The 20,096-nt window shown below is 47.6% G+C and carries 16 protein-coding genes; 15 read left to right on the top strand and 1 reads right to left on the bottom strand.

Going from position 1 to position 20,096, the window contains the following annotated elements:
- Nucleotides 1–9 precede the first annotated feature (9 nt).
- From ACMN7X_RS12850 to ACMN7X_RS12815, 8 genes are all read left to right on the top strand, one after another.
- Nucleotides 10–1,239 carry an NAD(P)/FAD-dependent oxidoreductase gene (locus ACMN7X_RS12850; protein WP_418747865.1) on the top strand — a complete coding sequence of 410 codons (1,230 nt, stop codon included), beginning with the start codon at nucleotides 10–12 and terminating at the stop codon, nucleotides 1,237–1,239.
- On the top strand, nucleotides 1,130–2,812 hold the full coding sequence (locus tag ACMN7X_RS12845; RefSeq protein ID WP_418747864.1) for an NAD(P)/FAD-dependent oxidoreductase: 1,683 nt from the start codon (nucleotides 1,130–1,132) through the stop codon (nucleotides 2,810–2,812). The genes ACMN7X_RS12850 and ACMN7X_RS12845 overlap by 110 nt, the downstream gene beginning before the upstream one ends.
- 40 nt (nucleotides 2,813–2,852) lie before the next feature.
- Nucleotides 2,853–3,698: a glutamate 5-kinase gene (gene proB / locus ACMN7X_RS12840; protein WP_418747863.1), complete on the top strand. Its 846-nt coding sequence runs from the start codon at nucleotides 2,853–2,855 to the stop codon at nucleotides 3,696–3,698.
- Complete coding sequence (locus tag ACMN7X_RS12835) at nucleotides 3,698–3,922, top strand: DUF896 domain-containing protein (RefSeq protein ID WP_418747862.1); 225 nt, start codon at nucleotides 3,698–3,700, stop codon at nucleotides 3,920–3,922. Before proB ends, ACMN7X_RS12835 begins: the two co-directional genes overlap by 1 nt.
- Nucleotides 3,912–4,550 (top strand): 5-formyltetrahydrofolate cyclo-ligase, encoded by a 639-nt coding sequence (locus tag ACMN7X_RS12830; RefSeq protein WP_418747861.1) that lies wholly within the window; start codon nucleotides 3,912–3,914, stop codon nucleotides 4,548–4,550. The genes ACMN7X_RS12835 and ACMN7X_RS12830 overlap by 11 nt, the downstream gene beginning before the upstream one ends.
- Nucleotides 4,547–5,791 carry a glutamate-5-semialdehyde dehydrogenase gene (locus tag ACMN7X_RS12825; protein WP_418747860.1) on the top strand — a complete coding sequence of 415 codons (1,245 nt, stop codon included), beginning with the start codon at nucleotides 4,547–4,549 and terminating at the stop codon, nucleotides 5,789–5,791. The genes ACMN7X_RS12830 and ACMN7X_RS12825 overlap by 4 nt, the downstream gene beginning before the upstream one ends.
- A gap of 15 nt (nucleotides 5,792–5,806) precedes the next feature.
- On the top strand, nucleotides 5,807–7,231 hold the full coding sequence (miaB, locus tag ACMN7X_RS12820) for a tRNA (N6-isopentenyl adenosine(37)-C2)-methylthiotransferase MiaB (RefSeq protein WP_418747859.1): 1,425 nt from the start codon (nucleotides 5,807–5,809) through the stop codon (nucleotides 7,229–7,231).
- 180 nt (nucleotides 7,232–7,411) lie between these two features.
- Nucleotides 7,412–9,523, top strand: coding sequence for a glutamine synthetase III (locus tag ACMN7X_RS12815; protein WP_418747858.1), 2,112 nt, complete (start codon nucleotides 7,412–7,414; stop codon nucleotides 9,521–9,523).
- 130 nt (nucleotides 9,524–9,653) lie between these two features.
- Here ACMN7X_RS12815 and ACMN7X_RS12810 read toward each other — a convergent pair whose 3' ends face one another.
- On the bottom strand, nucleotides 9,654–10,232 hold the full coding sequence (locus ACMN7X_RS12810; protein ID WP_418747857.1) for an N-acetyltransferase family protein: 579 nt from the start codon (nucleotides 10,230–10,232) through the stop codon (nucleotides 9,654–9,656).
- A gap of 275 nt (nucleotides 10,233–10,507) precedes the next feature.
- Here ACMN7X_RS12810 and mutS point away from each other — a divergent pair, with 275 nt between their 5' ends.
- From mutS to mreC, 7 genes are all read left to right on the top strand, one after another.
- On the top strand, nucleotides 10,508–13,141 hold the full coding sequence (mutS, locus tag ACMN7X_RS12805) for a DNA mismatch repair protein MutS (RefSeq protein ID WP_418747856.1): 2,634 nt from the start codon (nucleotides 10,508–10,510) through the stop codon (nucleotides 13,139–13,141).
- A 4-nt stretch (nucleotides 13,142–13,145) separates the two neighbouring features.
- Nucleotides 13,146–15,110, top strand: a complete 1,965-nt coding sequence (gene mutL, locus ACMN7X_RS12800; protein ID WP_418747855.1) for a DNA mismatch repair endonuclease MutL — start codon at nucleotides 13,146–13,148, stop codon at nucleotides 15,108–15,110.
- A gap of 16 nt (nucleotides 15,111–15,126) precedes the next feature.
- Nucleotides 15,127–16,068, top strand: a complete 942-nt coding sequence (gene miaA / locus ACMN7X_RS12795; RefSeq protein ID WP_418747854.1) for a tRNA (adenosine(37)-N6)-dimethylallyltransferase MiaA — start codon at nucleotides 15,127–15,129, stop codon at nucleotides 16,066–16,068.
- The gene (locus ACMN7X_RS12790) at nucleotides 16,065–17,360 is read left to right on the top strand and encodes an aminotransferase class I/II-fold pyridoxal phosphate-dependent enzyme (protein ID WP_418747853.1); all 1,296 of its coding nucleotides are present in this window, start codon (nucleotides 16,065–16,067) and stop codon (nucleotides 17,358–17,360) included. The genes miaA and ACMN7X_RS12790 overlap by 4 nt, the downstream gene beginning before the upstream one ends.
- Nucleotides 17,361–17,456: 96 nt before the next feature.
- A complete protein-coding gene (radC, locus tag ACMN7X_RS12785) occupies nucleotides 17,457–18,170 on the top strand; it encodes a RadC family protein (RefSeq protein ID WP_418747852.1) in 714 nt (237 codons plus the stop codon).
- Between the two features lie 12 nt (nucleotides 18,171–18,182).
- The gene (locus ACMN7X_RS12780) at nucleotides 18,183–19,205 is read left to right on the top strand and encodes a rod shape-determining protein (RefSeq protein ID WP_418747851.1); all 1,023 of its coding nucleotides are present in this window, start codon (nucleotides 18,183–18,185) and stop codon (nucleotides 19,203–19,205) included.
- A 14-nt stretch (nucleotides 19,206–19,219) separates the two neighbouring features.
- The gene (mreC, locus tag ACMN7X_RS12775) at nucleotides 19,220–20,095 is read left to right on the top strand and encodes a rod shape-determining protein MreC (protein WP_418747850.1); all 876 of its coding nucleotides are present in this window, start codon (nucleotides 19,220–19,222) and stop codon (nucleotides 20,093–20,095) included.
- Nucleotide 20,096: the final 1 nt, after the last annotated feature.

Below are 20,096 nucleotides of genomic sequence, written 5' to 3'. Positions count from 1 at the left end.
GAGTTTTTAATGAAATCGGACATTATTGTGATCGGTGGCGGCGCATCGGGTATGGCTGCCGCCATTTGTGCTGCCCGTCAGGGCGCTTCCGTGCTCATTTTAGAGCGTATGCCAAAGGTTGGGAAAAAACTGCTGGCTACAGGCAACGGAAAATGCAATTTTACAAATAGATATATGAATGTGAAATGTTATCACAGCAGGCGGCCCGAAAGGGTGAAAGCTGTTTTGGATACTTTTGGTCAGGCGGCGGCGGAAGCGTTTTTTTCCGAATTGGGAATACTGGCGAAGGAAAAGGGCGGCTATGTCTATCCGAATTCCATGCAGGCGGCATCTGTATTGGATGCGCTGCGTTTTGAACTGGAGCATTTGCATGTAATAAGCAGGACAAATGTGGAAGTTCAAGGTGTCCGGGCAAAAGGAAAAGGCTTCCAGATAGTTACAGAAGAAGAGGTATTTCATTGTCGGAGGTTGATTCTGGCCTGCGGCGGGAGGGCGTCGCAAAAGCTTGGTTCCAACGGCAGCGGTTACGGGTTCGCATCTTCTCTCGGACATTCGATCGTCCCGGTAGTCCCTGCTTTGACCGGGCTTAAAGCCGGAGAAAGAGTATATAAAGCGCTGGCAGGAATTCGGACGGAGGCTTCCCTTCGGCTGATGATTGATGGAAAGACCGTGGATGCACACCGGGGAGAGATCCAGTTTGCGGATTATGGTATTTCGGGTATTCCCGTGTTTCAGGTCAGCGGGCAGGCTGCCTATGGACTTCTGGAAGGGCATCAGGTTCAATGCATGATGGATTTTTTTCCGGATTGGAGCAGTGAAACGTTGATCCGATTTCTTAAAGAGCGGATGAATCGGTTTCAGGGGCGGCCGGGTGAAGTTTTTGAAACGGGGCTTTTAAACCGGAAGCTGATGCACGAGTGCATGAAGTTGGTGAAAGCTCGTGAGAATGGATTCCCCGGGGCGGAGAAGCTTGCAGAAATAATGAAACATTTTCCGGCCACGATCGTCGAAAGCCGGGGCTATGATTTTGCCCAGGTTTGCGCCGGAGGCGTCGATTTAAAAGAAATATCTCCGGCAGATTGTGAATCCCTCCTTCATCCCGGGCTTTATATCGTTGGGGAACTGCTGGATGCCGACGGCATCTGCGGAGGATATAATCTGCAGTGGGCGTGGTCGACGGGATATTTGGCCGGGACTGCGGCCGGAAAGGAATGTCATGCTTCGTATCGGACAAATTAGAATTCCTTATCGGGAAGGTGAGGACCGGGTTTTTGCGGCGGTCCTGAAAAAATTACATATACAGGAAAAGGACGTCGAGGGCTGGAAAATCTTTAAAAAATCTATTGATGCCCGCAAAAAGCAGGAAATTATGGCTGTTTATACGGTGGATATTCAGCTGAAGCGGGAAAAAGCTTTTATGAAACGAAATCGGAATAAAAATATACGCAGTGTTGAGGATAAGGCCTATGCTTTTCCGGAGGCAGGCGGCAAAGAGCTGACGCATCCGATAATTATTGTGGGGACCGGCCCGGCGGGGCTGTTCTGCGCCCTGATGCTGGCCCGTTACGGCTATCGCCCGATTCTTTTGGAGCGGGGAATGGATGTGGAACGGCGTCAGAAGGCTGTACAGCGATTTTGGGATAATGGTGAATTTCAGCCGGAAACCAATGTCCAGTTTGGCGAGGGCGGCGCAGGGACTTTTTCTGACGGAAAATTAAATACATTAGTGAAAGACCCGGTGGGGCGGCACCGGAAGGTTTTGGAACTTTTTGTGGAGTTCGGCGCGGATCCGGAGATCATGTATGTCAATAAGCCTCATATCGGTACGGATGTGCTGTGCCGCATTGTACGGGCAATGAGGGAAGAAATTATTGCTCTGGGCGGCGAGGTGCGTTTTGAGAATAAACTTACGGATATCCGCACGGAAAATGGATGTCTGAAGGCAATTCGCGTCAATGATGAAACATGGATGGACTGTGAATGTCTTGTTTTGGCCGTTGGACACAGTGCAAGAGATACCTTCTGTATGTTGAAGGCGAGAGGCGTTCCGATGACCGCAAAATCTTTTGCCATCGGGCTTCGGATTGAACATCCTCAGGAGATGATCAATCAATCCCAGTACGGCAGCCCCTCTGATGACATTCTTGGCAGCGCCTCTTATAAGCTGACCCATACCGCTTCGAACGGCCGCGGCGTTTATACTTTTTGTATGTGTCCCGGCGGCTATGTGGTGAACGCCTCTTCCGAAGAGGGCGGGTGCGTGGTCAACGGCATGAGTTATCATGGGCGTGATTCAGGGAATGCCAACAGTGCGGTGATCGTTACCGTGACACCGGAGGATTTTCCGTCGGAGGATGTTTTGGCCGGCGTGGAATTTCAGAGGCAGTGGGAACGCAGAGCATACCTGGCGGGAAAAGGAAAAGTCCCGGTTCAGCTTTACAGAGATTTTTGCGGGGGAACAGTTTCCGAAGCTTTTGGCGATGTTCAGCCGGTACATAAGGGCGGAACGGCCTTTGCGGATTTAAATCAGTGTCTGCCGAAGTATGTCTGCGACAGTCTGAAGGAGGGCATCGAAGCCTTCGGACATAAAATACAAAATTATAACCGGGGGGACGCCATTTTGTCCGGGGTGGAAACGCGGACATCCTCTCCGGTCCGCATGGAGCGGGACACGGAATTTCAATCAGAGATCCGGGGAATTTATCCATGCGGTGAGGGCGCCGGATATGCCGGCGGCATCACATCCGCCGCCATGGACGGGCTTCGGATCGCCGAGGCTATAAGAAAAGTGTATTGCCCGAATGAAGGGTAAAAAATAAGACATAAGAAAAAAGATAAGTGGAGGAATCAACATGTGTGACAGAGCTTCTTTGAAGCAAAAAAAACGAATTGTTGTCAAGGTCGGTTCATCATCTCTCGTGCATGAGGAGACCGGATTGATGGATTTATTTAAGCTGGAACAGCTTGTACGCATTTTATGCGATTTGAGGAATCAGGGAAAGGAAGTTGTTCTTGTTTCCTCCGGAGCTATCGGCGCCGGAAGGAAAGTACTTGGTTTAAATGAGCGCCCCTCCACGCTGCCCATGAAGCAGGCCTGCGCCTCGGTTGGCCAGGGAGCCCTGATCGGGCTGTATCAGCGTTTGTTTAATGAATACCATCAGGTCAGCTCCCAGATTCTGATGACAAAGCATACGATTATCCGTGAAAAGAGCATGTTTAATGCTAAAAATACCTTTGATCAGCTTTTAAAGATGGGAGTTATCCCTATTGTGAATGAAAATGATACCGTATCCACCGATGAGATTGAGTTTGGCGATAATGATACACTGTCAGCGGTAGTTGCCGCATTGATCAACGCAGATCTGCTCATTCTCATGTCGGATATCGACGGTTTATATACAGATGATCCGAATAAGAACCCGGAGGCCGGATTTATTGAGTGTGTTCCCAAAATTGACAAAAAGCTTTATAATATGGCCAAGGGAGCCGGAAGTGATTTTGGTACGGGCGGCATGATTACAAAAATCGATGCGGCACGTATCGCGACGGATGCGGGCTGCGATATGATCATTGCCAACGGAAAGGATTTCCATCATATTCATGATATTGTTTATGGAAAGATGACGGGCACCCTGTTTTTGGCCCATAAAAACGAAGATTTTGATTTAAAACGATACATTGAGGAGGAGCGGCATTGATGACAGATAAAGATATTGCGCGGATCAATGAACTTTATAAAAAATCCAAGACTCCGGAGGGGCTGACGCCGGAAGAAAGAATTGAGCAGGCAGAACTTCGCGGAGCTTTTCTGGCTTCCGTGCGGAGCAATCTGAAAGGTCAGCTCGATACAATTAAGATTCAGAAACCCGATGGAACGATTGTTGATCTGAAGAAAAAGCATCAGGAAAAATATGGAAACTAAAATTCCGGAAAAGAAAGCTTTAAGAAAAGAAATGAGCTGCCGTAGGGATAAAATGAAGCCGGAGGATATTCGGGAAGCAAGCCGGACTATTTTTGAAAAACTTCGTACTCAGAATTTTTACCGGCAGGCCGCTGTTGTTTTTTCCTATGCCAGCTTTCGCAGCGAAGTGGATACATGGTCTTTTAACCGGCAGGTGCTTGCCGACGGCAAAATCTTAGCTCTGCCGAAGGTGCTTGGAAAAGAAAAAATGGAATTTTATCAGATAAAATCCATGGACCGGCTTGTCCCGGGGTATATGGGAATCCCGGAGCCGGGACCGGAGTGCCCGCCGATAAGCCCTGTCCGGCCGGAAAGCCGGCGAGGGATGATTTTAGTTCCCGGCCTGGCATTTGATACAGGTCTTTATCGTCTTGGCTATGGCGGCGGTTATTATGACAGATATCTGTCGGCATACGGCCTGAAACAGGGAGATACCGGTTCTGAGAAATCGGATATAAGGCGGCTTATAAGCTGCGGCGTGGCCTATGATAAACAGATTGTGGAACAGGTGCCAAGAGAATTGACAGATTGTTCCCTGGATTATATTGTCACAGAAACGAGAATTTTAGAAAGGATGGATGAAAAATGACATTGGAAATGTTGGGAATACAGGCAAAACAGGCTGAGAGGGAATTGCTCAGATTGAATGCGACAAAAAAGAATGAATGTCTTCAGGCGGTGGCCGACGGGCTTATCGGCGGAAGTGAAGAGATTTTAAAGGCAAACGCGGCGGATGTGGCGGCTGCCCGGGAAAAAGGAATGAGTGAATCCCTTGTGGACCGCCTTGCATTAACTGAAGGGCGTATCCGTTCTATGGCGGAGGGATTGGCGTCCCTGATCGCTTTGGAGGATCCGATCGGAGAGATCCTTGAGGCAAAGATACGGCCAAATGGCCTTGAGATCGGGAAAAAGCGGGTGCCTTTGGGGGTTATTGGAATTATTTATGAGTCCCGCCCAAATGTCACGGCAGATGCCTTCGGCCTTTGCTTTAAGACAAGCAACGCCGTTATTTTAAAGGGTGGCAGCGATGCGCTTCGTTCCAATAAAGCCATCGTTGATATTATTCGCCGTGGGCTTGAATCCTGCGGAGTGACGCCGGATGCCATTCAGCTTGTGGAGGATACAAACCGGGAGACTGCGAAGAAACTCATGCAGATGAATCAATATCTTGATGTGCTTATTCCGAGGGGCGGCGCAGGGCTGATCCGTACCGTTGTGGAGAACAGTACCGTGCCGGTGATCGAAACAGGTACGGGAAATTGTCATATTTATGTGGATGATTCTGCCGATATTGAAATGGCTGTAGATATCATTGATAACGCAAAAACTCAGAGAACCGGCGTGTGCAATGCATGTGAATCTCTGTTGATTCATAAAGATATTGTGGAGCAGGTGCTTCCGGCTATTTGTGAACGCTTATTTAAGAAAAATGTGGAGATCCGGGGCGATGAAAACTGCTGCCGTTTAAACGGGCGGATCGTTCCGGCAACCGAAGAGGACTGGGGGCAGGAATATCTGGATTACATACTTTCCGCAAAGGTTGTGGAGAATCTTGATGAGGCCATTGCCCATATCAACAAGTACAACACAAAACATTCGGAAGCCATTATTACAAAGGATTATGAACATGCGCGCCGTTTCCTCGATGAAGTGGACGCTGCGGCGGTTTATGTCAATGCCTCGACCCGATTTACCGATGGATTTGAGTTCGGCTTTGGCGCGGAGATCGGCATCAGTACCCAGAAACTCCATGCCCGGGGACCGATGGGCCTTAAGGAACTGACAACAACAAAATACATTATTTACGGCAATGGCCAGGTGCGGCCATAGTATGCAGGGGGAACTATGTTGACAGAACATCTTACGGAAGCTGAACGTCAGTATTATTATATGGAACAATGCCGCCGGTGGCTGGAGGAGCAGAGATCAAAGCTCGGCCGCCCGCTGACGGCTTCGGTGGTAACCTTTGGCTGCCAGATGAATGCCAGAGATTCGGAAAAACTCAGAGGGATTCTGGAAAACATCGGCTATGAGATGATCGATTCGGAAAAGGCGGATTTTGTCATTTACAATACATGTACTGTTCGGGAAAACGCGAATCTGAGAGTTTACGGCCGTCTTGGCCAGATGAAACAGATAAAAAAGAAAAATTCCTCCATGCTGATCGCCCTCTGCGGCTGTATGATGCAGGAGCCGGAAGTTGTCGAAAAGCTGAAGAAAAGCTATCGCCATGTGGATCTGATTTTTGGAACCCACAACATTTTCAAGTTTGCCGAACTGATCTACCGGCGGATTACGGAAAATAAAATGGTTATTGATATCTGGAAGGATACGGAGCAGATTGTTGAGGATCTGCCGAATGACAGGAAGTATTCGTTTAAAACAGGTGTTAATATTATGTTCGGCTGCAACAATTTCTGCAGCTATTGTATTGTACCCTATGTGCGGGGGCGGGAGCGGAGCCGCCAGCCGGAAGATATTATCCGGGAGATTGCAGATGCGGTAGCCGACGGTGTTGTCGAGGTGATGCTTCTCGGGCAGAATGTCAATTCCTACGGCAAAAATCTGGAAACGCCGATAAGCTTTGCCGAGCTGCTTCGGCGTATATGTCGTATTCCCGGTCTGCTTCGGGTGCGTTTTATGACTTCCCATCCAAAGGACTTATCCGATGAACTGATCCGGGTTATGGCTGAGGAGCCTAAGATCTGCCGTCACCTGCATCTGCCCCTCCAGTCCGGAAGTACAGAGATTTTAAAGAAAATGAATCGCAGATACACAAAAGAAGATTATCTTTTGCTCGTGGATAAATTGCGGGCAGCCTGCCCGGATATTTCCCTGACAACGGACATTATTGTCGGTTTTCCGGGAGAGACGGAGGAAGATTTTCTTGAAACGATGGATGTTGTGCGCAGAGTCGGATACGACAGCGCTTATACCTTTATCTATTCCAAACGTACAGGCACCCCGGCGGCTGTCATGGAAAATCAGGTGCCGGAAGCCGTGGTTAAAGACCGGTTTAACCGGCTTTTAGAGGAAGTTCAGAATATTGCGGCAAAAGTGTGCAGCCGCCATGAGGGAACCGTTCAGGATGTGCTGGTGGAGGAGATCAACCGTCAGGATGAACACCTGGTTACAGGGCGTCTGAGCAATAATACGGTGGTTCATTTTGCGGGCGATGCTTCGATGATCGGCAAAATTGTCCCGGTGCGTCTTACCTGCTGTAAAAACTTTTATTATATGGGCGAGGCTGTAAATTTAACAAAAAAATAAATGGTCTTTCGGGCGGAATTATGAGAAATTAACAAAAATCAATTTTTTTGTAAAAATATGTTTATTTTTTCGCCGGAGTGTGCTAATCTATACACGAAGTCGAGCAAAGGTGTTCTCTATTCGTGGAGAGCACCTTTTTTTACTTATAATTCAAAAATATATAGAGGAGAGGAATTATCAATGGCAAAAAAAATTGATGTAGCAGAAATTTTTGGTTCGAACGTTTTTGACGATGCAACCATGAAAGAAAGACTCCCAAAAAAAATTTACAAAGAATTGAAACAGACAATTTCTGTAGGCGGAGAACTTGACAGCCATGTGGCTGAAGTTGTTGCCAATGAAATGAAGGATTGGGCGATTGAAAAAGGGGCTACCCATTATACCCACTGGTTCCAGCCTTTAACGGGAATTACCGCAGAAAAGCACGACGCATTTATTTCTCCGACAGATGACGGCGGCGTTATTCTTGAGTTTTCCGGAAAAGAATTGATCAAAGGCGAACCGGATGGTTCCTCTTTCCCTTCCGGCGGTCTCCGCGCAACTTTTGAGGCCAGAGGCTATACAGCGTGGGATTGTACATCCCCGGCTTTTATTCATGAAACCCCAAGCGGTACGACGGTTCTCTGTATTCCGACAATTTTCTGTTCTTATACGGGAGAAGCGCTGGATAAAAAGACACCGCTGCTCCGTTCGATGGAAGCTTTAAATGTTCAGGCTCTCCGTATTGTCCGGGCTTTTGGCGATACAGAGGCTCAGAAAGTGACGACAAGCGTCGGCCCGGAACAGGAATATTTCCTTGTGGACAAAGATACATACAATCAGCGTGAAGATTTAATCTTTGCAGGCCGCACATTATTCGGCGCTCCGGCTCCAAAAGGACAGGAATTGGACGATCATTATTTCGGAAGCATTAAAGAGCGGGTTTCCGAATATATGAATGATCTGAATGAAGAACTCTGGAAATTGGGAGTTACAGCGAAGACACAGCATAACGAAGTTGCCCCGGCACAGCATGAGCTGGCCCCGGTTTACAATACAACAAATATTGCAACAGATCACAACCAGTTAGTCATGGAGGCAATGAAAAAAGTAGCTCTCCGCCACAACCTGGTATGCCTGCTGCATGAAAAACCATTTGCAGGGATTAACGGTTCCGGCAAACATAATAACTGGTCGATGTCTACTGATACCGGCGTAAACCTTTTGGACCCGGGGACAACACCGCATCAGAATAAGCAGTTTCTTTTGATTTTATCCGCTATATTAAAAGCGGTGGATGAGTATGCGCCGCTGCTCCGTGAATCTGCGGCAAACCCTGGAAACGATCACCGTCTTGGAGCCAATGAAGCCCCTCCGGCCATCATTTCTATTTTCCTCGGAGAGCAGTTGGAGGACGTTTTAAACCAGCTTTGCGAAAAGGGTGAGGCAACATCCAGTAAAGTCGGCGGAAAGCTTGATGTCGGCGTTTCCACAGTGCCTTCCTTCATGAAAGATGCCACTGATCGTAACCGTACATCGCCATTTGCCTTTACGGGTAATAAATTTGAATTCCGTATGGTTGGTTCCACCGCATCCATTGCCGATCCGAATACGGTTTTAAATACGATCGTTGCCGAGACACTCAGCCAGGCGGCGGATGTTCTGGAGGCCTCCGATGATCCGATCATGGCAGCTCATGATCTGACAAAACAGTGGATCAGCGAACATATCCGGATTATTTTCAACGGCAACGGATATTCGGAAGAATGGGTGGAAGAAGCTGAGCGCAGAGGACTTCCAAATATTAAAAATATGGTGGACGCTCTGGGCTGTCTGACTGAAGATTATACGGTTGAACTGTTTGAAAAGCATAAAGTTATGACCCGTGTGGAATTGACTTCCCGTCAGGAGGTTGGCTATGAAACTTATGCCAAAGCGATCAATATTGAGGCCAGAACAATGATTGATATGGCCAAGAAAGAAATCATTCCTGCGGTTATTAAGTATACGACAACAGTAGCCCAGTCCATCGGAGCTGTGAAAGCTGTGGGAGCTGACGCTTCGGTACAGGAAGCATGTCTGGATAAGATTTCCAAACATCTGGTGGCTATGAATGAGGCCCTTGAGAAACTCGAAGCGGCAACGGATAAGGCGGCAGCGATCGAAGACCCTAAGACACAGGCCGTTGCCTACCGTGATGAAGTATTTTCCGCGATGGCAGAGCTCCGCGAGCCGGCCGATGCGCTGGAGATGCTTGTGGATAAATCCGTATGGCCATTCCCAACCTACGCAGATCTGTTATTTAACGTATAAATAAACATGCCCATTCGGGCATCCCGCGTGTCAGATACTGCGCATGGGCGTGTTTCGTCAGGCTCCATGCGATAAGGTAAAAAATAAAGGTGTAAAGTTTTATTGAATCATCAATAACTTTACACCTTTTTTAGTGCAGCGTACCTTTGCTGAGAATGGCATTGATCACATCATTCGGAAGCTCATGAATGGATTTGGGAGGAGAGAGCGGTGCCTCAAAATCGCGCAGTGCTCTTGACATGATAGCTGTATTGTGCCAGCTTCCAAGTTTAAAGCCGCAATTTGACTGTATTCCGTCCATGGAAAAGCCAAGACGCTTGTGAAGGGTAAGACTGGCTTCATTCGGCAGAGTGATCACACCGTAAACCATATAGTAGCCCTGAAGTGTCAGTAAGTCCATCAATGCCGAATAAAGAGTGCGTCCCAAATCCGTTCCCTGGTTTTCCGGGCGGAGATAAACTGAAAGCTCACAACACCACTGGTAGGCTTCCCGGCTCCGATAGAGAGAAGCATAGGCATAGCCGACAATTTTTCCATGGGTTTTTGCGACGATCCATGGATATTGTTCCGTATAATGATGGACGCGTTCAGAGAAATTTTCCAGAGTCGGCACTTCACATTCAAAGGTAATGGCCGTATTCTGCACATAGGGTGCATAAATCTCAAGAACTTCAGCAATATCTTCTTCTTTGATCAACTGTAAAAGCATTCTATATCCTTTCCCCGCTTTAAACGCTCAAAAAAATTTGGAGTGGGTTAAAAGTGGTTTGAAAAATGGAAAACTATGGTTATCATAGACCTTTTTTTGCAAAAAATCAACATATTTTTTTAAAAAGTGGGGATAAAATGAATAAAATGGTGTTTTTTGGCAATCTGATGAATTTTATCGAAAGGGCGTGGAATTTGTTGACATTATTTTGTTAAAAAGATAAGATGTTATAAGAATTTATTATTATTATTTTATATAGAAACCGGAGGAAACGAATGGCACCATTAACACCTATGATGCAGCAGTATGTAGAAACAAAAAAACAGTATAAGGACTGCATTTTATTATATCGTTTGGGTGATTTTTATGAAATGTTTTTTGAAGACGCCCTTGTGGCTTCGAAAGCTTTGGAGATCACTCTGACTGGAAAGGACTGCGGACAGGAGGAGCGCGCTCCAATGTGCGGTATTCCTTATCATGCTTTGGAGGGCTATCTGACAAAATTAATTGAAAAGGGGTACAAGGCGGCAATCTGTGAGCAGATGGAGGATCCGAAAACAGCGAAGGGGATCGTCAAACGGGAGGTTATCCGCATTGTCACACCGGGCACAAATCTGAGCATGCAGGCCCTGGATGAGAGTAAAAATAATTATCTGATGTGTCTTTTTTATATGGACGAACGTTTCGGCATCAGTGTCGCAGACATTTCTACCGGAGATTATTATATGACGGAAGTGGATTCGGATAAAAAGGTTATGGATGAGATCACGAAATATACACCGGCAGAGATCGTTTATAACGACTATTTTCCAATGTGCGGCATTGATCTGGAGGATATCGGGGAAAAAATGCGTATTTCCGTCTCTGCTCTGGAGAGCTGGTATTCGGATGAAAACCTGTGTATTCAGAAATTAAAAGAGCATTTCCATGTGGCATCTCTGGAAGGCCTCGGCCTCTCGGACTATCCGACGGGCACCATTGCGGCCGGAATGCTTCTGCAGTATTTGTATGAAACTCAGAAAAATGCCCTGCCGCAGATGACGAAGATCATCCCGTATCAGACGGAGCGCTTTATGGTTTTGGATACGGCCACCCGCAGAAATCTGGAGCTTTTGGAAACCCTTCGGGAAAAGCAGAAGCGGGGTTCCCTTCTCTGGGTGCTGGATAAGACAAAAACAGCCATGGGAGCCCGTTATTTGCGGACCTGTATTGAGCAGCCCTTTGTTCAAAAGGATTTGATCGAACGGCGGCTGGAAAGCCTGGAAGAATTAAATGAAGACGTGATCACCAGGGATGAGATTCGGGAATATTTAAATGCGATTTACGATCTGGAACGGTTAATGAGCAGGATCAGTTATAAATCCGCCAATCCGAGGGATATGATTTCCTTTAAAAATTCCTTATCCATGATTCCGCCGATCAAATACCTGCTTCGGAATATGAAGACCGGGGATTTAAAAGAAATTTATGAAAATCTGGACGGACTTGAAGATATCACAAAGCTGATCGAAACGGCCATCGAGGAGGAACCGCCGATCTCCATCAAAGAAGGCGGAATTATAAAAACAGGTTATAATGAAACCGTGGATAAGTACCGCAATGCAAAAACCGAGGGAAAACAGTGGCTGGCCCAGATGGAGCAGCGGGAGCGGGAAAAGACCGGTATAAAGAATCTTCGGATTAAGTTCAACAAGGTATTCGGTTATTATCTTGAAGTGACGAATTCCTATAAAGAGCTTGTCCCGGAGGATTGGACAAGAAAACAGACAATGGCAAATGCCGAGCGCTATATCACCCCGGAATTGAAGGAACTTGAAGATATGATCCTCGGGGCCGAAGAAAAACTGTTTTCTCTGGAATATGACCTCTTTGCCATGATCCGGGATCAGATTGGCGCGGAGGTGAAGCGGATTCAGCAGACGGCCAAAGCGCTGGCCAAAATGGACGTCTATGCGTCGCTGGCCTTTGTGGCTGAGAGAAATCATTATGTGCGGCCAAAAATCAACGAAGATGGCCGGATTTATATAAAGGACGGCCGTCATCCGGTAGTTGAGCAGATGATCCCGAATGACGCCTTTGTGCCGAATGACACGATTCTCGACAATGATGACCGCCGGATATCGATTATCACCGGGCCGAATATGGCAGGGAAATCTACATATATGCGTCAGGCCGCGCTGATCGTGCTGATGGCTCAGATGGGTTCTTTTGTCCCGGCCGCCGATGCGGATATCGGTATTGCGGACCGGATTTTTACCCGTGTCGGCGCTTCGGATGATCTGGCCAGCGGTCAGAGCACCTTTATGGTGGAAATGAATGAGGTGGCCAATATACTCCGGAATGCCACGAAAAACAGTCTGCTCATTTTGGATGAGATCGGCCGGGGAACGTCAACCTTTGACGGTCTGAGTATCGCCTGGGCGGTTGTGGAGCATATCAGTGATAAAAAGAAACTCGGTGCGAAAACCCTTTTTGCCACCCATTATCATGAGCTGACTGAACTGGAGGGCCGCCTTCCGGGAGTCAATAATTACTGTATTGCCGTCAAGGAACAGGGGGATGATATTATTTTCCTCCGAAAGATCATTCAGGGCGGAGCGGATAAAAGCTATGGCATACAGGTGGCAAAACTGGCGGGGATACCGTCTTCCGTCACAGACAGGGCAAAGGAGATCGTGCTTCAGCTTGTGAATGCGGATATTGCCGCAAAGGCCAGAGAGATTGCGGACGAGGAGGCAAAATACCTTGAGAGCTCTGAACCGTTAATTGCGGAGGAAACCGCTGCGGATGCCGCTTTGCCGGACGATTCGATCATTGCCCGGATCGCGGCGCTGGATCTGGGGCGTTTGACGCCTCTTGAAGCCATTAATCTTTTGTATCAATATCAGGATGAGATAAAGAAACGGTGATAAAATGGGAAAAATACAGGTATTGGATGGAGAGACCATCAATAAAATAGCCGCCGGTGAAGTTGTAGAGCGTCCATCCTCAGTCGTTAAGGAATTGGTGGAAAATGCCATTGACGCCGGGGCGACGGCGGTAACGATAGAGATTCAGGACGGCGGCACATCGCTGATCCGGATCACGGATAACGGCAGCGGTATGGAAAAAGAGGATATTGCCATGGCCTTTCTGCGCCATTCCACGAGTAAAATCCGAAATTCCGAGGATCTGCATACAATTCGATCCCTTGGATTCCGGGGAGAGGCCCTGTCCAGTATTTCGGCAGTGGCCCAGGTGGAACTTTTGACAAAAACAGCCCATGCCATGACCGGGTGCCGTTATCGGATTGACGGCGGCGTGGAAAGATCTCTGGAGGATATCGGCTGTCCCGATGGGACGACCTTTATTGTCCGTCAGTTATTTTATAACACACCGGCCCGCAGAAAATTTTTAAAATCCAATATGACGGAGGCAGGATATATTAATGATCTGATCGCCCGGCTCTCCATGTCCCACCCGGAAGTATCCTTTAAATTTATCAATAACCGGCAAAACCGGCTTCATACATCGGGAAACGGACGGTTAAAGGATATTCTTTATCATATTTACGGCAGGGATATCTCTTCAAACCTCCTTCCTGTGAATGTGGAGCAGGATGGGTTCCGGATGACCGGTTTTATCGGGAAGCCCATGATCTGCCGCGGAAATCGTACCTATGAAAATTATTTTATCAATGGAAGATATATTAAAAGTCCGGTGATCACCCAGGCAATTGAAGACGCCTATAAAACCTTTACGATGGTTCATAAATTTCCCTTTGCCGTTCTCCATTTCACATTGGATACGGCGGAACTGGATGTCAATGTTCATCCGACAAAAATGGAAGTCCGTTTCAGCCACGGACAGGAATTGTACCGCTTTGTCTATGAGTCGCTTCGGCGGATCCTGCTCGGCCGGGAATTAATTCCTGAAGTTAGGCCGGCAGAACCGGAAAAAAATCCGGAGATAAAGCGTGAGAAGCCGCAGAAAATTCCGGAAATGAAACGCGAAGAGGAACAGAAAACTCCGGCAGTGAAATTTGAAAAACCACAGAAGATTTCGGAGGCCGGATCTTTGAAGGCTGTAAAAGGCGGGGAAACGCCGGGACCGGGGAAAGTTGCGAGACGGGAAAAAGTGCCGGAACAGGAGAAGACACCGGGACAGGAGAAAGTCGCGGGACAGGAAAAAGCGCCGGCCAGGGAAAAGTTCCCCGAGCCCTTCGAGAAAAAACGCCTGGAATCGATGCGGGCGTCCGTTGTCAGGGAGAAGCCGCAGCAGTATGAATTATTTGAAACCGGTCTTCTCACAAAGGAAGCCCGGCTTCGGCACAAATTGATCGGCCAGGTGTTTGAGACCTATTGGATCGTCGAATATGACGGTAAGCTTTTTATTATCGATCAGCATGCCGCCCATGAAAAGGTACTCTATGAAAAGCTGATGAAACGCTTTAAAGAAAGCCGGCCGATGATTCAGATGCTTGAACCGCCGATCATACTGACACTGTCCATGGGTGAGGCGGATTTATTAAATCAGTATATGGATGATTTTAAACGCATGGGATTTGAGTTCGAATCCTTTGGAGGCAAAGAATATGCTCTTCGGGGCGTTCCTTCAGATTTATATGGATTTACCGGGAAGGAAATGGTCATGGAGCTGTTGGATGAACTGTCCGGAGAGGCGCCGAGGATGCGGACGGATATGATTGGGGATCGAATTGCGACCATGGCCTGCAAAGCGGCCGTCAAGGGAAATATGCGGATATCTTTTAAAGAGGCGGACGCTTTGATCGAGGAATTATTGCAGGCGGAAAACCCCTATACCTGTCCCCATGGCCGTCCAACCATCATTTCCATGACAAAAACAGAACTTGAGAAAAAGTTCAAACGTATTGTTTAGCGAACGGGGTGTGTGTATGAAACCTTTGATGATATTGACCGGGCCGACGGCTGTCGGAAAGACAGAGCTGTCCATCGCCCTGGCAAAATCCATTGGCGGAGAGATTATTTCCGCCGATTCCATGCAGGTCTACAAATATATGGATATCGGCACGGCAAAAATCCGCCCGGAAGAAATGCAGGGCGTTCCTCATCATTTGATTGATATTCTTGATCCGGGTACGGCTTTTAATGTGGCTGTGTTTAAAGATCTGGCGAAAGCCGCAGTCGAAGAAATTTACGGGCGCGGACATATTCCTGTCCTTGTCGGCGGGACGGGCTTTTATATTCAGGCCCTTCTTTACGATATTGATTTTTCGGAAGAGGATTCGGATATTTCCATACGGAGGAAACTGGAAAAGATTGCCGCGGAAAAGGGCGCCGAATATCTCCATGACATGCTTCGGGCGGTGGATGCTGAATCTGCGGAACAGATTCATGCCAATAATGTCAAAAGAGTCATCCGCGCCCTGGAATATTACCGAATACACGGTGAAAAAATATCAACTCACAATGCGGTGGAACGGCAGAAAAAATCCCCCTATGATTTTCTCTATTTTGTTCTGACCCATAAACGGGATGTTTTATATGAGCGCATTGAAAAACGTATTGATAAAATGGTTGAGGAAGGTTTGATTTCAGAGGTAGACAATCTGCTGAAAAAGGGGTATGATAGTTCTCTGGTTTCCATGCAGGGGCTTGGATATAAGGAGCTCATTCCCTATTTGAACGGGGAATGTTCTCTGGAGGAAGCCCTTTACATTTTAAAACGGGATACCCGGCATTTCGCGAAGCGCCAGCTTACCTGGTTTCGCCGGGAACGGGATGTGCGCTGGCTGGACAAAAGCCGTATGTCGGATGAAGAAATATTAAAAGAAATATTAAATACGATGAATAAGGAATGGAGTTTGTTAAAATGAAAGATATGTACAGAGCAGCCGGAATCATGCCGGAGGTTTATGATTTTTGTGATCATATCGAGAAAAAACTGGAGGACAGGTTTAAGGCCATCGACGCGGTGGCGGAATATAATCAGTTGAAGGTTGTTATGGCTATGCAGGCCAACCGGGTCAGCGAAGCTCATTTTCAGCCGTCTTCCGGATATGGTTATGATGATTTGGGACGGGATACACTGGAAAAGGTCTACGCCCATATTTTTCATACGGAGGATGCTCTCGTGCGGCCTCATATTACCTGCGGCACTCATGCGCTGACGATTGCGCTGTCCGGCAATCTCCGGCCGGGGGATGAACTGCTTTCCCCGGTGGGAAAACCTTATGATACATTGGAGGGCGTTATCGGCATCCGGCCCCAGACGGGCTCCCTGGCTGAATACGGGGTCACTTACCGGCAGGTGGATCTGCTTCCAAACGGGGATTTTGACTTTGAAAATATCCGTAAAGCCATTAATGAACGGACAAAGCTGGTCACCATTCAGCGCTCCAAGGGCTATCAGACCCGCCCGACGCTCTCGGTGGCAAGGATCGGAGAGCTGATTCGCTTTGTAAAATCCATTAAACCGGATGTCATCTGTATGGTCGATAATTGTTACGGAGAATTTGTCGAAAAAATTGAGCCGACGGATGTGGGGGCCGATATGTGCGTTGGTTCTCTGATCAAGAATCCGGGCGGAGGTCTTGCGCCGATCGGCGGATATATTGTCGGAAAAAAAGAATGTGTGGAACGGGCGGCGTATCGGTTGACTGCGCCGGGCCTGGGAAAAGAACTGGGCGCCAGTCTCGGTGTTAATCGTTCCTTTTATCAGGGGTTGTTTTTAGCGCCGCAGGTTGTTGCCGGCGCATTGAAGGGCGCTGTTTTTGCGGCCAATATTTATGAAAAGCTTGGATTCGAGGTCGTGCCGAACGGAAGCGAATCCAGACACGATATTATTCAGGCGGTTGTTCTCGGCTCGCCGGAAGGAGTTATCAAGTTCTGCAAAGGTATTCAGGCCGCAGCGCCGGTGGACAGCTTTGTAGACCCGGAACCGTGGGCAATGCCGGGATATGACAGTGATGTTATTATGGCTGCCGGGGCTTTTGTTCAGGGGTCATCCATTGAGCTCAGCGCCGACGGTCCGATCAAGCCGCCCTATGCTGTTTACTTCCAGGGGGGCATTACCTGGTATCACTCAAAATATGGAATTATGATGTCTCTGGAGAAGCTTGTGGAAGCCGGAATCATCGATAAATCACAAATTATTCATAGATTTTAAGTATACAAGGTACACGATTTATGGTAGTATAAATTAGTGTACCTGTTTATATTTATGTAAAGCGTTCGCCTGAAATTCATATGAAAGGTGATGCGTATGAGCAGAAAAAAGCCTCTGATCCATGAGATGACGGAAAGCGAACGTCCGAGAGAAAAGTTCGAACTTTATGGCGGTGACAGGATGTCGGATGCCGAATTGCTGGCACTGATCTTGCGAACCGGCACCCGGAATCTGAGTGCGGTGGCACTGGCCGAGGAGATCCTGAATCTGGATATTCCCGGTTCGGGACTGGAGAAGCTGTATCATTTATCTAAAAAGGATTTGATGGAGATTCATGGGATCGGGAATGTCAAAGCGACAGAGATTCTTGCCCTGTGCGAGCTGTCTGTCCGGCTGTCCAGGCTAAAATCCCGTGAATGCCTGTCTTTTAACTCGCCCGCATCGATTGCGAGATATTACATGGCGGAATTTCGTTCCTACCGTCAGGAACATTTAAAGATGATGCTTCTGGATTCCAAAAATCATCTGATCGGTGAACGGCTGATTTCCAAGGGAACGGTCAACGCTTCGATGGCCGAGCCGAGAGATATCTTTGGAGAAGCCCTGCGTGCAGGCGCTGTGTCAATTATATTGATACATAATCATCCGAGCGGCGATACGACGCCGAGTTCGGCGGATCTGAGTGTAACACAGAAGATTCTGGAAGCCGGAGAGCTGCTTGGAATACATTTGCTGGATCATATCATTGTGGCCGGCACTCAATATAAAAGTTTGAAAGCCGAAGGCTATATGAAACTTCAGGCTTTATGAAAGGAGAATCCCATGGCTGTACAGAAATATGGTCTGGATTTAGGAACAGGAACAATTAAGATATATAAAGACGGCCAGGGGCTGGTGCTGAGAGAAAAGAATATGATCGCTATCCGCCGCAAGACGGAGATGCTTGCTTTCGGCGATGAAGCCTATGCCATGTATGAGCGCGCCCCGGAGAATATCCGGGTTTACAGCCCTGTCAAAAATGGCGTGATCGCCGGCCTTCATGATATGAGGATTTTATTGGATCTATTTTTAAAAAAGGTGAAATGCACCAACGGTTTTATCCGCGGCAATGAATTTTACTTTGCCGTTCCATGTGATATTACCGAGGTGGAGAAAAGGGCTTTTTTTGATCTGGCTATGGGTTCTGAATTCAAATCCAGAGATCTCTATATTGTTGAAAAACCGATTGCCACGGCAGTCGGAGAGAGTGTGGATGTGCTCCGTACTCCCGGACTCATGGTAATTGATTTCGGTGCGGATACGGTCGAAATATCTGTTCTGTCTCTTGGCGGCATTGTGTCCAGCCGTTTGCTGAAAATCGGCGGAAATGCCATGAATGAGGCGATATGTGAGGCAGTAAAGCAAAAGTACAATCTTCTGATAGGTATGAAGACTGCGGAAAATCTGAAATTGGAACTGGGTTCCGCCCTGAATACCGTTCAGTCCTTTAAAAAGGTTCTGGGAAGGGATTTGATCTCAGGTCTGCCGGCGGAGGTAAAGGTCGAATCTCAGGTCGTTTGCCGGCCGATTCAGGAATTGTTGACCCAGGTCGTCCGCACAGCCAAGAATTTATTTGAACATACACCGCCGGAAGTTCTGCGTTCAATCCTTAATCTTGGAATTTTGGTTACGGGAGAAGGCAGCCGCCTTACAAATCTTGAAATGTATCTGGAAAAGCAGCTGGCTGTACCGGTGATCATGTCGGATGTGCCGGAGCAGAGCGTCGTTCAGGGACTCGGCGTTATTATGGCGGACGCAAAGCTGCGCAAACTGGCCTATTCCGTCAAAGAAGCAATATTTAGTTAAAGAAGGTTAAACCTATGAATAAAAACAAAAGAAAACAGATGAAGCCGAGATATGTGTTATGGCTTATTATCGTCCTTTGTCTGCTTTTTATTGGTGTCAGTTTAAAAAATAACGGAGAAAAACTGAGTATTCAGAACGGCATCGGTTCTCTTGTCCTGCCAATGGAAAAGGGATTGAACAGTGTGGGACAGTGGATCGGGGAACGGCGGGAACACAGCCGGTCGGTGAACGATCTGCTGGCCGAGAATGAACAGTTAAAGCAGCAGATCGACCAGTTGAATACAAAAATTTCATCTATGGAAAATAATCTGTCTGAACTGGAAGCACTCCGCGACCTTTTGAAGATGAAAGAGGTATATCCGGATTATGATATGGTCGGCGCCCGGATCATCAGCAAGGATGCCGGAAACTGGTATCACAATTTTATTATTGACAAGGGAAGTAATGACGGTATCAAAAAGGATATGAATGTGATCTATGATAACGGCCTTGTCGGAATCGTATCTGATGTTTCGGCAAATAATGCCACGGTGCGGGCTATCATAGATGACACAAGCAGCGTCAGCGGCATGCTTTCAAAGTCCACCGAATTGTGTATTGTCAACGGGGATTTAAAACTCTATCAGGATGGCCTGCTCGGCGTGGAGATGATTTCCAAGGATGCGCAGATCGCCGCCGGGGATGAGGTTGTTACATCCTATATCAGTGACAAATATCTTCCGGGCCTTGTTATCGGCTATATTACGGATGTTTCGATGGACAGCTCCAATCTGTCCCAGAATGCGCATATTACGCCGAAGGTCAGCTTTGATAATATTACCAATGTTATGGTCATCACTCAGCTTAAGGCTGATCTGGTAGCTTCGGAAGCAGAAGAGGAGGAATCCTGAC

The organism is Frisingicoccus sp., assembly GCF_048388605.1.
Lineage (GTDB): Bacteria > Bacillota > Clostridia > Lachnospirales > Lachnospiraceae > Frisingicoccus.
The sequence above is the reverse complement of the archived record's forward strand: the minus strand, read 5'-3'. Positions and strand labels throughout refer to the sequence as shown.

Bases quoted from the DNA above. Each gene is read 5' to 3' on its own strand.
- ACMN7X_RS12850 (WP_418747865.1), top strand. From the start codon at position 10: ATGAAATCGGACATTATTGTGATCGGTGGCGGCGCATCGGGTATGGCT.
- ACMN7X_RS12845 (WP_418747864.1), top strand. From the start codon at position 1,130: ATGCCGACGGCATCTGCGGAGGATATAATCTGCAGTGGGCGTGGTCGA.
- proB (WP_418747863.1), top strand. From the start codon at position 2,853: ATGTGTGACAGAGCTTCTTTGAAGCAAAAAAAACGAATTGTTGTCAAG.
- ACMN7X_RS12835 (WP_418747862.1), top strand. From the start codon at position 3,698: ATGACAGATAAAGATATTGCGCGGATCAATGAACTTTATAAAAAATCC.
- ACMN7X_RS12830 (WP_418747861.1), top strand. From the start codon at position 3,912: ATGGAAACTAAAATTCCGGAAAAGAAAGCTTTAAGAAAAGAAATGAGC.
- ACMN7X_RS12825 (WP_418747860.1), top strand. From the start codon at position 4,547: ATGACATTGGAAATGTTGGGAATACAGGCAAAACAGGCTGAGAGGGAA.
- miaB (WP_418747859.1), top strand. From the start codon at position 5,807: ATGTTGACAGAACATCTTACGGAAGCTGAACGTCAGTATTATTATATG.
- ACMN7X_RS12815 (WP_418747858.1), top strand. From the start codon at position 7,412: ATGGCAAAAAAAATTGATGTAGCAGAAATTTTTGGTTCGAACGTTTTT.
- ACMN7X_RS12810 (WP_418747857.1), bottom strand. From the start codon at position 10,232: ATGCTTTTACAGTTGATCAAAGAAGAAGATATTGCTGAAGTTCTTGAG.
- mutS (WP_418747856.1), top strand. From the start codon at position 10,508: ATGGCACCATTAACACCTATGATGCAGCAGTATGTAGAAACAAAAAAA.
- mutL (WP_418747855.1), top strand. From the start codon at position 13,146: ATGGGAAAAATACAGGTATTGGATGGAGAGACCATCAATAAAATAGCC.
- miaA (WP_418747854.1), top strand. From the start codon at position 15,127: ATGAAACCTTTGATGATATTGACCGGGCCGACGGCTGTCGGAAAGACA.
- ACMN7X_RS12790 (WP_418747853.1), top strand. From the start codon at position 16,065: ATGAAAGATATGTACAGAGCAGCCGGAATCATGCCGGAGGTTTATGAT.
- radC (WP_418747852.1), top strand. From the start codon at position 17,457: ATGAGCAGAAAAAAGCCTCTGATCCATGAGATGACGGAAAGCGAACGT.
- ACMN7X_RS12780 (WP_418747851.1), top strand. From the start codon at position 18,183: ATGGCTGTACAGAAATATGGTCTGGATTTAGGAACAGGAACAATTAAG.
- mreC (WP_418747850.1), top strand. From the start codon at position 19,220: ATGAATAAAAACAAAAGAAAACAGATGAAGCCGAGATATGTGTTATGG.